Origin of the sequence: Thalassobacter stenotrophicus (genome assembly GCF_001458315.1) — a bacterium.
Lineage (GTDB): Bacteria > Pseudomonadota > Alphaproteobacteria > Rhodobacterales > Rhodobacteraceae > Thalassobacter > Thalassobacter stenotrophicus.
The window spans coordinates 315,820-328,402 of sequence record NZ_CYRX01000033.1 but is presented as its reverse complement, the minus strand read 5'-3'; the positions used below and the strand labels follow the sequence as shown (position 1 = coordinate 328,402).

General features: G+C 62.2%; 7 protein-coding genes. 1 reads left to right on the top strand and 6 read right to left on the bottom strand.

From position 1 onward, the window contains the following. Positions 1-3: 3 nt before the first annotated feature. The gene (locus THS5294_RS16120) at positions 4-3,177 is read left to right on the top strand and encodes an efflux RND transporter permease subunit (protein WP_058124537.1); all 3,174 of its coding nucleotides are present in this window, start codon (positions 4-6) and stop codon (positions 3,175-3,177) included. A gap of 45 nt (positions 3,178-3,222) precedes the next feature. Here THS5294_RS16120 and THS5294_RS16115 read toward each other — a convergent pair whose 3' ends face one another. The 6 genes from THS5294_RS16115 to THS5294_RS16090 form a co-directional block, all read right to left on the bottom strand. Then, on the bottom strand, positions 3,223-3,960 hold the full coding sequence (locus THS5294_RS16115) for a proteasome-type protease (protein ID WP_058124536.1): 738 nt from the start codon (positions 3,958-3,960) through the stop codon (positions 3,223-3,225). Positions 3,961-3,994: 34 nt separating this feature from the next. Then, the gene (locus tag THS5294_RS16110; protein WP_058124535.1) at positions 3,995-4,795 is read right to left on the bottom strand and encodes a transglutaminase family protein; all 801 of its coding nucleotides are present in this window, start codon (positions 4,793-4,795) and stop codon (positions 3,995-3,997) included. Continuing rightward, positions 4,795-5,736: an alpha-E domain-containing protein gene (locus tag THS5294_RS16105; RefSeq protein WP_058124534.1), complete on the bottom strand. Its 942-nt coding sequence runs from the start codon at positions 5,734-5,736 to the stop codon at positions 4,795-4,797. The genes THS5294_RS16110 and THS5294_RS16105 overlap by 1 nt, the downstream gene beginning before the upstream one ends. A 3-nt stretch (positions 5,737-5,739) precedes the next feature. Continuing rightward, complete coding sequence (locus tag THS5294_RS16100; protein WP_058124533.1) at positions 5,740-7,149, bottom strand: circularly permuted type 2 ATP-grasp protein; 1,410 nt, start codon at positions 7,147-7,149, stop codon at positions 5,740-5,742. Between the two features lie 78 nt (positions 7,150-7,227). Then, positions 7,228-10,635 (bottom strand): translocation/assembly module TamB domain-containing protein, encoded by a 3,408-nt coding sequence (locus THS5294_RS16095; RefSeq protein WP_058124532.1) that lies wholly within the window; start codon positions 10,633-10,635, stop codon positions 7,228-7,230. Continuing rightward, positions 10,635-12,386 carry an autotransporter assembly complex protein TamA gene (locus tag THS5294_RS16090; RefSeq protein ID WP_058124531.1) on the bottom strand — a complete coding sequence of 584 codons (1,752 nt, stop codon included), beginning with the start codon at positions 12,384-12,386 and terminating at the stop codon, positions 10,635-10,637. The genes THS5294_RS16095 and THS5294_RS16090 overlap by 1 nt, the downstream gene beginning before the upstream one ends. Between the last annotated feature and the right edge of the window lie 197 nt (positions 12,387-12,583).

Genomic DNA, 12,583 nt, shown 5'->3' with positions numbered 1-12,583 from the left:
CCCATGGATCTGATCCGCGCGTCAATTCAACGCCCCATCGCGGTCGTTGCCGTTGTCATCATGGCCGTGCTGTTCGGGGCGCTCGCCCTAAGCCGCATTCCGGTCCAATTGGCCCCCGATGTCCGCAAACCCGTAGTCGTGGTCGAAACCAGTTGGCCCGGCGCTGCCCCCGCTGAGGTTGAGCGCGAAATCGTTAACCTTCAGGAAGATGCTTTCCGCGGGCTCGAAGGCCTTGAGACGATGACCAGCAGGTCCCGCACCGGGCAGGCAGAGGTCACTCTGGAATTCGCGGTCGGCTCGGATATGGGCGACATCCTTTTGTTGGTGTCAAACCGGCTCGACCGCGTGGGCGGCTATCCCGCAGAAGCTGGGGAACCGACGCTCAACACCTCCGGCTCGGACGACAGCCCAATCGCGTGGGTGATCCTGCGCGCAGCCGAGGGCAACACACGCCTCATGTCGACCTATGGCGACTTCGTCGAGGACGTCCTGAAGGAGCGTGTCGAACGTGTCGATGGAGTATCCACGGTGAACGTCTTTGGCGGCGTTTCGCGTGAATTGCAGATCGTGATCCGGCCCGAGGAACTGGCCCGCTTTGGCCTGACCATTCCCGCCGTGGTGAACCGGCTGCGGGCGGAAAACATCTCACTCTCTGCGGGCGACGTGGATGAAGGCAAGCGCCGCTATGTCGTGCGCGCCGACGGCAACCTCAACACCATCGCCGCGATTGAGAGCGTCGTGTTGCGCAGTGCCAGCCTTGGCACGACGGGGGCCTTGGGCCGCGTCACGGTCAGCGAAGTCGCCGATGTCGGGTTTTCCTACAAGGAGCCGACAGCGCGCTTGCGGTTCCGGGGTGAGCCCGCCCTAGCGTTCAACATTGTGCGCGAACAAGGCGCCAACGTGATCGCAACGATGGAGGCCGTCAAAGAGGTCTTGGCCGATCTGGAGGCAGGCCCCGTCGCGGACAACAATCTCCTGATGGAACAAGTCTACGACGAGACGATCTACATCGAAGGCGCCATTGATCTGGTGACGCAGAACATCTGGGTCGGCGGATTGTTGGCGGCCATGGTGCTGCTGCTATTCCTCCGATCCCCACGGGCAACGTTGGTCATCAGCCTCGCGATTCCGGTATCCATCGTGGCGACTTTTGTCGCAATGGCGGCCACCGGGCGCACGCTGAACGTCATTTCACTGGCCGGGATCGCCTTTGCAGTTGGCATGATCGTGGACGCCGCAATTGTCGTGCTCGAAAACATTTACCGTCTGCGGGAACAGGGCAAATCCCGGTTCGAAGCAGCCTATGAGGGCGCGCGACAGGTCTGGGGCGCGATCCTCGTGTCGGCCCTGACGACGGTGATGGTGTTCATCCCAATCCTCGTGATGCAGCTAGAGGCCGGGCAATTGTTCCGCGACATTGCCGTAGCGATTTCGGTGTCGGTTCTGCTGTCGCTCGTGGTGGCAGTGACGGTCATCCCCGCGCTGTCGAGCCGGCTTCTTTCGGGAAGCAGCACCAAGCCAATGCCCCTGCCCGGGATTGACCACTTTGGCCGCGCGTTTTCTTGGATGATCATGGCCTATGTGCGATTGACCGTGCGGTTCCGTGTGGCTGGTTTGATCATGGTCGGCGCCATCGCAACCGGTGCAACACTGGCCGCGATCACCTTCCTGCCCAAGCTCGAATACCTGCCAGAGGGCAATCGGAACCTCGTGTTCGGCCTGATCATCCCGCCCCCCGGGTACAATTTGGACACGACCGAAACCATCGCCCAGCGCATTGAGGCCGTGGCCGAACCCATGTGGCAGGCCCGCCCCGAAACTGAGTTGGAGGACGGCACCCCTGCCCTGCAATCGTTCTTCTTCGTGGCCACCCCCGGCAACAGTTTTGTCGGTGCCGCCGCCGTGGATGGCACCCGCGTGGCTGAGGTCATCCCTGTCCTGTCGCGGCCCATCTTCGCAGAGCCGGGCACATTTGGGTTCATGACCCAACCCTCCCTCTTCGGGCGCGGCGTGGGCGGTGGCCGGACGATCGAGCTGAACATCTCCGGCGATGAGTTGGAGGATATCTTGAGCGTTGCAGGCCAAGCTGCAGGGCTGGTTTCGGGGCTTTTGCCCCGCTCCGACGGGCACCAATTCCGGCCCATTCCCGGCCTAGAACTTGGCGCGCCTGAGGTTCGCCTGTTGCCCGACCGGGTCCGCCTTGCGGATGCGGGACTGACCACGCAGGACCTTGCCGCAACGGTTGACGCCTATAACGATGGGTTGCGCGTGGCCGAGATCAGCGTTGGCAACAGACGCCTCGACCTGACGCTCAAGGGGGATGAAGCCGCCCTATCGGGGCTGCGCACACAGGACGTGGGCGATTTTCCGGTCGTCACGCCCTCGGGGCAAATCGTGCCCGTGTCCGAACTGGCCGAGGTCCGCGTGACCGCCGGCCCGACCGAGATCCGTCACCTTGACCGCCTGCGCACCGTGACACTCGAAATCCGCCCCTCAGACGCATTGCCCCTAGAGGCGGCGGTAGAGCTGCTAGAGACCGAAGTCATCGCCGCCCTTGAGGCGCGCGGCCTGCCACCCGGCGTCCGCTTAGGCGTTTCTGGCAGCGCTGACGCCCTGTCCGAGACCTGGAACGCGATCCAGATCAACCTCGCCATCGCGCTGGTGATCGTGTTCCTTGTCATGGCGATTCTGTTCGAAAGCTTTGTTCTGCCACTGGTCGTGATGATCTCGGTCCCTGTGGCGGCGGCCGGGGGTGTTGGTGGCCTTGCGCTGTTGAACCTCGTAGGCACGCAGCCGTTGGATATGTTGACGCTTTTGGGCTTCATCATTTTGGTCGGTATTGTGGTGAACAATGCAATCCTGATCGTGCACCAATCCCTGTACCACCTCCGAGAAGACGGGATGCCCCCCATCGACGCCATCGAGGAAGCGACGCGCAATCGTATCCGACCGATCTTTATGTCTACGCTGACGTCAATCTGCGGGATGATGCCACTGGTCGTGTTCCCCGGCGCAGGGTCCGAGCTTTATCGCGGCCTCGGGGCTGTGGTTGTGGGCGGCCTGTCCATGTCCGCGTTCCTGACGCTTTTGACGGTACCACCACTGTTGCGCTTGGTGCTGTCGGCACCAGCCCGCGATACTGTGGACCCAATCTCAAAGGCCGCTCCAGCGGAGTAATCACACACCACCCCCGAGCTGGATCACCAGTTCGGGGGGGTGCCTCTATTCCTCAACCGGATAGTTCGGTAGCTGATCCAAAGCGGAACGCAGCGCATCGCCCCACCCCTGCGAAATCGACTGATAAATTGGATCTTCGTAGTTGATCCGCATCTCTTGGCCCGCCTCAAAACTGTCGGACTTGTAGATTGTCACATCAAACGGCGGCGCGACGGATATGTTGGCCTTCACGGTTGAATCAAACGACACCAACAACAGCTTCAACGCCTCCGGGAAATCGAGCGTAGGCTCATAGGCGCGCACGAGAATCGGCTTGCCATACTTGGTTTCTCCGATCTGAAAAAACGGCGCATCGGCGGTCACTTCGATAAAGTTCCCCTCTGGATACACCAGAAAAATGGTCGGCTGCCCGCCGCGTATTTGGCCACCCACAATCACGGACGCAGCAAAGGTATCCGCACTTTCTGGACCCTCAGCCGCGCTGCCTAGGATCACTTCCTTAAGCGTGCTGCCCACAAGTCGCGCGATCTGAAACATGGTGGGCTGCTGCAAAATACCCGGCGCGCGGTTTTCGACCGCCTCAGAGCGTTCCTGCAACAGCGAGATCATCGCCTGCGTTGTGGCCAGATTGCCCGCGGTCATGATGGTGATGCTTCGCTCCCCCGGGACGGTCCAATTGAACATTTTCCGGCTAGAAGAGATATTATCCACCCCCGCATTCGTGCGGGTGTCCGACATGAAAACCAGCCCCTTATCGAGCTTCATGCCTACGCAATATGTCATGCGACGTGTCCTGTTTTGATGCCTGATAGGCCTTCTACTGCTGCACCTGCAAAGAAACCATTAACTCTTCACCACCATTTCCCATCCGCAGCCCCGAAATGGGCGCTGCATCCCGGGCATCGCGCCCAACCGCCAACCGCACGTAGCGGTCATCGGGGCTAATCCCGTTGGACACATCGAACCCAACCCACCCAAGGTCAGGCACATGTATCTCGGCCCAGGCGTGGTTTGCATCCTGATGCACCCGCCCATCAATCCTCAGATACCCGCTGACGTAGCGTGCGGCAAATCCCGCTTGGCGCGCCACCGCGATAAAAATATGGCTATGATCCTGACACACCCCATGGCCAATGGCGATGGCCTCTTGGGCGGTGGTGGCAGCATGGGTTTTGTCGGTGTCATAGGCCACCTTGCTTAGGATTTCATGGCATAACGCATGTCCGCCCTCGATCGGGTTTGGGGCCGCGCGAAACACCCCAAGGAAGGGGGCCGCGACCTCGTCCGTCAGGCGGGTCACGGGCGTGATCTGCTGAAAATGCCACAGCGGCGCGCGGCCATACACAGGCCCCAAAACACCCGCCAAATCATGGGTGTTGATCGTGCCCTGCGCCGTGATCACCAACGATTGCGTCCCCGGCTCCGCGCTGATCAGATCCACGTTGTTGCCGTAATGGTCCCGGTACCCGGCCTCTATCTTGCCACCCTCAACAGTCAGATCCCATGCTTCGATCTCTTGCAGCTTGGATCCCGACGGCCGCAACCGCGCCTTTTGCAGGGCATACACAACGGGCGTGTCATAGGTGTAGTGCGTGGCATGAGTGACAAAGAGCTGCATTATTGAAAGAACCTGTAATCTTTTTCGATCTGAAGCCCTAGTTCCCCCAAATGGATCAAAGTCGTGCTGAGAAACTCGTGCAGGCCCTCATCGAAAATTTCGTGGATATCACGCCCCCGCAGGCGGCTGTCGATGGCATGGGCCCGCTCTAGGCTTTCGGTTTCCTGCCCGTATTGGTCACAAATATAGGTCAGGTTATCGACCAGATTATCCGCACAATACCCCAAAGACCGCGGCATCCGACGATCCAAAATCAGAAAGTTCGCAATGTTGGCCGCGTTGTATTCGCCATCACTGCCCCACCGAAACGCCCGGTGGCCCGAGACAGAGCGCAGCAAGGTCTCCCACTGCACATTGTCCATTTTGGAGCCGACAAACGACGGCGACGGCAATAGCGCGTGGTACTTTACGTCCACGATCCGCGCGGTGTTATCCGCCCGCTCCAGAAACGTCCCAAGACGGCAGAAATCGTACACATCATTGCGCAGCATCGTGCCGTGCAGCGCACCACGCACCAGTGCGGATTGCCGCCGGATACTGGCCAGCACCTTGGGCAGCTCGGTGTCGGGCACCGGCGCGGACAGCTGATCGCACAGCCGCATCCACGTCTCATTCACCGCGCCCCACACCTCTGAGGTGATGGCCGTGCGCGTCAGGCGCGCATTATCACGCGCGTTCTTGATCAGGCTCATAACAGAACTGGGGTTGCTGGGATCACGCAGCAAAAACTCGGTCACTTGCGTGCTTTGATAGGTCTGGCACTTGGCTTCATAGGCGGCCTGCTGCGCCGAGGTCACGATGACCGACCGCCAATCTGATGCCGGATCGGTCGACCGGGTCAGGGCAATGCGAAAGCCCGCCTCAATCAAGCGCGCGGTGTTTTCCGCCCGCTCTAAGTTGCGAAACATCCAATACAGGCCACCGGCGGTTTTACCCAGCATCGCTCAATCCTCCAGCACCCAAGTGTCCTTGGTCCCGCCCCCTTGGGAGGAATTCACAACAAGACTGCCCTCGGTCATGGCAACGCGCGTCAGCCCGCCGGGCACGATGTTGACCTGCTCGGGCGAGACCAACGCAAAGGGGCGCAAATCCACGTGCCGCGGCGCAAGACCCGCTTCGGTGAAAATCGGCACCGTAGACAGCGAGAGTGTCGGCTGTGCGATATAATTGGCGGGGTTGGCACGCAGTTTATCGGCAAAGGCCGCAAGCTCGGCCTTGCTGGCGGCAGGCCCCACCAACATGCCGTACCCGCCAGAGCCGTGCACCTCTTTGACCACCAAATCCTTGAGGTTATCGAGCGTGTACTTCAGGCTATCCGGCTCTGAGCATCGGAACGTCTCAACATTTTTGAGGATCGCTTTTTCGCCCGTATAGAACTCAACAATATCGGGCATATAGCTATAGATCGCCTTGTCATCGGCCACCCCTGTCCCCGGCGCGTTGGCGATGGTGATATTGCCCGCGCGGTAGACATCCATAATGCCCGGAACCCCCAACATGCTGTCCGGGTGAAAGGTCAGCGGGTCCAGAAAATCATCATCGACCCGGCGATACAGCACATCAATCACCTTAAACCCGCGGGTCGTGCGCATCGCGATATGCCCGTCCACAATGCGCAGGTCATGCCCCTCGACCAGTTGCACCCCCATCTGATCAGCCAGAAAGCTATGCTCAAAATACGCGGAGTTGTGGATGCCCGGCGTCAGGACCGCCACACAGGGCCGACCCTTGCAATTGGGCGGCGCAGAAGCCTCAAGCGAGGCGCGCAAATTCTTGGGATAATCGCTGACCCGCTTGACCTTTTGCTTGCTGAACAGCTCAGGAAACATTTGCAGCATCGTTTCCCGATTTTCGAGCATATAGCTCACCCCCGAGGGCGTGCGCGCATTGTCCTCTAGAACAAAGAAGTCATCCTCACCGGTGCGCACAAGGTCGGTGCCCACGATGTGAGTATAGACGCCGCCGGGCGGGACAAAATCCATCATCTGGGGCAGATAGGCGTCGTTCTGCGCGATCAGGTCGATCGGCACGATGCCCGCGCGCAAGATCTCTTGGCGGTTGTAGATGTCATGCAGAAATGCGTTCAGCGCGCGCACCCGCTGATCAACCCCGCGCGATAGCTTGTCCCATTCACGCCCGGACAGAATGCGCGGTACCAGATCGAATGGGATCAAACGCTCCTCTGCGTCCTTGTCGCCATAAACGTTAAAAGTGATGCCGGTTTGGCGGAAAAAAGCCTCCGCCTCGCGAGATTTTTGGGCCAGGCGCGCGTTGTCTTGCTGGGCGAACCATGCGTCGTAATCGGCGTAGGGGCCACGTACGCCGTCACCGGCCGTCATCTCACAAAAATACATCCCCGACCCCTTTTACCACACATTCATGCTATGCCCTGCACTCAGTGTTACAAGCCCGGGGCGTAAAACCGTTTCGTTTCAGTAGTCTCTCTCAAAAAATAGGCCGAGGGCGCTGTTTCCATCAGCAGCAACAGAACCCCGCGCCTTAAAATTAGGCGTTAGATCAATATTCAGGCTGACCTCCGAATTGCCCGTACTATCGACCGTCACGTCCGTATAGGCGTTGTCCGAGATGTATTTGCCCGCACTCAGAGCCGTGTTGCCCTGCGCGGTCGTGGTAACGTCGAAATCATCCAGCCCAAGACCCTCGCGCAAGTTGCCGATGATCCCGACACCCCCGCGTCCCGCCAACGTCGCCACAGCACTGGCCAGTTGCACCGCCTGAAAGGCCGACATCTCGCTCAGATTCCGGTCAAAAAGCAGTTGCGCTAACACTTCTTCCTCGGGGGCTTCGGGGTCCGAAACAAAGGACACCTCGGGCGCAGAAGCATCGCCCTCCACAATCACCCGCGCACCCCCCGCTGAGGTCCGCGTGGCCGCAACAAACCGCAGATAGGGTTCAAGCGTGCCCTGCATTTGGATCAGCCCTTCCTCCAGCACATAGCGTTTTTGCAGGATATCCAGCCGCCCACGGATCAACTCAAACGCCCCGGCGGAGACAGGGGCCCCGGTGGTTCCGGTCACGCGCAGCGCGCCGCCCAGCTCTGCGTCTAGGCCCCGGCCGCGCACAAACAGCCGCCCCGGTGCGGTGATCGACACATCCAACCCAAGGCTCGCGCCCCCGGCCCCGGTCTCGCCCGCGTCTTGGATCAACCCCGCCCGGCGGCGGGTGGTTTGCACAGCCTCTGGCGCACCCAAATGTGTGATTTCAGGTATTTCAGCCAAACCCGAAATGCCTGTTGAGGGCACAATAATGTTCGTCTCTCCCAGTGTCAGATCACCTGAGATTTGCGGCGTCTCAAGGGGCCCGCTCACAGCCACCGCGCCGTCCACGGAGGTTTCATAAAGCTGCGGGTCCGCAATCGTGAAGCCATTCAGCCGCACGTCCAAGCCCAAGGTCCGCGCGCCCAACAGCCCCACGCCGCCCGCCACAGCAACCGACCCGCCCGCGCGATTGCGCGCAGCCATGTCCACCCGTGCCTGCCCTGATTGCAGGGCGATATCAGTCCGCACATCCTCTAGCACAAGGCGCAGGCCCGGATCGCTAATGCGCGCATCCCGGATGCTCACTTGCCCCGCCAGATCACCCAACCCAAAGCCCCCCCGCACCCCAAGGTCGAACTGCGCCGTCCCCCCCACAGCACGGGGCGCAATAAAGGGCCGCGCAAGGGCGAGCGGTAGGCTGCCGGTGATGCTAAAGTCGGGCGCGCCAGCGGCGTCCACGAAACCCTCAATCTGCGCCTGCAGCCCCGCAAGGCCGTCAGCCGACGCCGCAATAATCCACGCAGTGTCGGGGCGCTGAACACGCGCGTCGATGTTCAAAGGTCCAGACAATTCCGGCACGAGGGCCGCCACATTCGGCACCCGCGCACTCAGCACAATGTCGGTCATGGGGCCGGTCACCGGACCCGCGATCGTCAGCGCGGTATCGAAGGGGCCAGTGGCCGTTGCATCCACCTGCCACACGCCCCCCGCCAAGCGCGCCTGACCTGCGGACCGGGCCACGCCCGTTACGCCCGGTGCGACCTTGGCCACGTCGCGCAGGGAAATCTCATAGCTTAGCTCTGCGGCTTGCGAGCCCAAGGTCCCGGCGGCCTCAGCCGAGATTTCCGGGTTGCTTAAGCTGAATGCGTCGAGCCGCAGCCCTGCGGCGTCCCGGACAGCCGCAATCGCCAAATCGGTCCGCCCCACCAACAGCGCGTCGGCCTGCGGCACGCCGACCGAAAGGTCCTGCGTCACGGCCCCAACTGCTAAATCGAACGCACCGGACACCGGCATGACCGTACCCGCCAAGCGGACCTCTCCCGCGCCGCCCAAGGGCTGGCCCGTCAGCGCGGCAAACCGCGCCAACTCACCGGAGGTGAGCCTTAGATCCAGATCAGCACGCAGGTTCGCGCCCAAATTATCTGCCTGCACAAAGCCCGCCAACCGCGAGGACCCCGCCGTTAGGACCAAATCGCGCAACTCCAACGGCGCGTCAGACGCATATCGAACGTCCGTGCTCAGAACCACATCAGCCCCCAGCGCCTGCGCGATTTCGGGGTCCAACCCCGCGATGCCAGCGGCTTGCGCAACAACACCTGCTGCGAACGCGCCCACACCCTCAGCTGAGGCGGACAGCGTGCCATCAAGCGCCACACTCATATCCGCCACGCGCACGTCCAGCCGGTCCAAACCGGTCACCGCAAAGCGGCCCGTGACGGCATCGCCGCGCGCTGCGTCAAACTGCACCGATAGGTCCACGCGCCCTACACGGGTGGGCGTTCCAGCCAGCGGCAGCAGCACATCACCGCCCTCCGCATCCGCAATCTGGCCGGTGATATCAATCGCCTCGGGCCACCCGTTCGCGCCAATCGCGGCGGTACCGCGCAGGTCTAGGCGTTGAGCCTGTAGCGAAAGATCCGACAGGTCCAGCGCGCCATCGGGCATCTGCGTAGCGCTGACTTTTAGGGCCACCGCATCCCCAAAGAACGCCGCATAATCGGGCGCAAACAGCGGCGCAAGATCACCCCCAATGTCGGCGGAAATGACACGCTCCTGCGCCTCAACCGGCCCTTGGGTGCGCAGACCAACGCGCCCACTCAGCCGCGATTGTCCGTCCGTGGCCAGCGTCAAATCCGCGGCAAAATCATCCAGCGAGCCTGTGCCCTCCACACCCAACGCGACCGAGGGCGCACCCGGCAGGCCCGTCAAAGTGGGCACCAAACCGCCCGCCGCTTCCTCAGCCCGTAGGCTCAGGACCAGTGCGGTGCCGTCTGCGTCCAAGCTGCCCTCAATAGCAAATCGGCCCGCGATGTCGTCGATGCGCGCAGCCTCAATCCGCACGGCCCCCGCACCGCCTGCCAAACTGGCCGCCCCCTCAAGGCGCAAGGCAATCGGTTGGCCCAAAACCTCTTGGCCCAGCGTGATGTCCTCAATCTCAAGCGTGCCAATTTCAATCGAAACAGGCAGGTCCGGCAGCCGAAATGGCGTGGCCTCTGGGCTGGGCAGGTCGGGGTCCGATTGCGGAGGGCGCGAAACATTTAGGCTGGCCGCCGTCAACGTGTTGACCTCGACCCGCCCGCGCAAAAGCGCGCTACGCGCCCAGTCCAGCGTCACATCCGTAAGGGTTAACCAAACGCCCGCATCATCCGCGATGGTCATCTGCTCCATCCGCGCAGTTGAGCTGAGCGCGCCTTCAAAACCGGTGATCCGCACCTCACGGCCCGCGCCGCTGAGGGCGTTTTGCAGCAGCCCCGCCAAGTACCCCGGGCCGTCCTCGTCCTGTTGCGCGAACGCAGGCAGACCAAGGCCCCAAACCACCACACATGCCAAGAGAAACCGCATCAAAATGCCTGCCCAATACCGATGTAAAATTGCAGGCCTGTTTCATCTTCAGGGCCCGTCACCGGCAGTGCCAGATCCACCCGGATCGGCCCAATTCCGGTGGCATAGCGCAGGCCCAAACCCGCACCGCTATGCCATTCGCCGTCACTCGCGTTCGGAACGCTTTCGCGCCCGATGTAGCCCGCATCGGCAAAACCCACGACGCCAATCGTCTCATTCCAGCGGACCCGTGCCTCTGCCGAGAGGCCCAGAAAACTGCGCCCGCCGGCTGACTGCCCCCCGCCCAGATCGACGGCGAGGGATTGATAGCTATGCCCACGCACGGTGCCGCCCCCACCCGAGAAAAACAAAAGCCCGCTGGGCGCGCGATCCAGCGACGCCCCCATCAACGCACCGACCTGCGCGCGGGCGGCAAAGGTCACCGGCCGCGCCAAATCGCGGGTCACATACCCGCGCACATCACCCGTCACATGCAGCCCCCCATCCACCGAGCCGACGCCCGTAAACGGCATGACGCTGGCCCCCACATAGAGACCGCGCAACGGATCACGCGCGTCATCGCGGTAATCGGCGGTGCCCTCTAGCGGCAGGGCCAAAATGACATAGTCCCGCGTGCCAAAGGCGTCCGTGGTCTCGGCCGCCTCAAGGCCAATGGCGACAGAAATCTCAACCGCCTCCGAGACATAGCGCGTGTAGCCGATGCCGAATGTCAGGACGTCTTGGGTAAAGGCCTCCTCGTCTTCGCGCGCGATCTCGGCCTCAACAAACAGGTCAGTGTCGGCGTTGCGGGTCGCGGGGCGAGTGTAGCGGGTGGCCACGCTGTAATCGATGCCGCCACGGGTCCCGCCGATACCCGCGATTTCGGCGTCAAACCGCAGCCTGTCCGCCGCCCCGGTGAAATTGCGATGCAGCCAATAGCCAGACAGCGTGACCCCATCAAGCGAGGCAACTTCGCCCCCCGCACCAAACCGTCGGGCGGGCTGATCCACAAGAGCCGCGCTAAAATCGAGGGTCCCGTCTGGGTTGGCCACCTCGGCCTCGCGCAGAACAACACTGGAAAACGCACCGGTCCGCCGCAGCCGGGTGCTGGCGCGACGCACGTCCTCGGGGGAGTAGACCGCGCCGACGGGCAGACCCGCAATCGCAAGGATACGCTCGGTGCGGACGGCGGATGGAGCCTCAACCCCCAATTGGCCAAAGCGCAGCTGCGGGCCGGGGGCCAGCGTGATGTCGGCATCCAACCGCCCCGCGCGATGCACCGCGCGCAGGGTTTGCCCACCAATCGCGGCCTTTGCGTGCCCCAAGGTACGCCAGCCATCAACACCCGCGCTCGCGGCCTCCCGTAGGACAGTCACGCGCGCGATCTCATCGCTGGCAAAGGCGGGCGGCACCACGGTGCCCTCAGCCAAGGGCGCGATGCGCGTGGTGCCAAATCGGAACTGCGGACCGGGGGCTACGGTGATCACCACGGACTGCACCCGGCTAGGGGGGCGAACCGGATCAATCGCGCCCGCCTCTCGGCCATCCAGCGCGATGCGCACGACTGCGCCGTAGTACCCTTCCGCATATAACGCAGCGACCAAGCGGCCGTAATCCGCCTGTGCCGCAGCCAAAATATCGCCGGGTGTGGCCGCCGCATCCAGCGTGGCCGTCAAGGACGCCGCCCGCAGGCTGTCCGCTTGGCCCTGCGAAAGCGCACCCTCCGATGCCCCACGAACAGAAACTTCAACAGCCCCCGCGACCAAAGGCATCCAAAGCGCAGTGATACCAGCAGCGCATAGCCTCAAGAACGATCTTGGCACCTGTCTAACCCACCTTCGCGTCTGTCGCATGTTGCCCAACACCTATCACGCGGACCCGTCCCTTGCACCCGTCATCGCCTTAGCGGGGGCAGGAAAACCCGACCCGCTGAACACTATTACGCAACGTAAGCTTCTGCCATACTGCC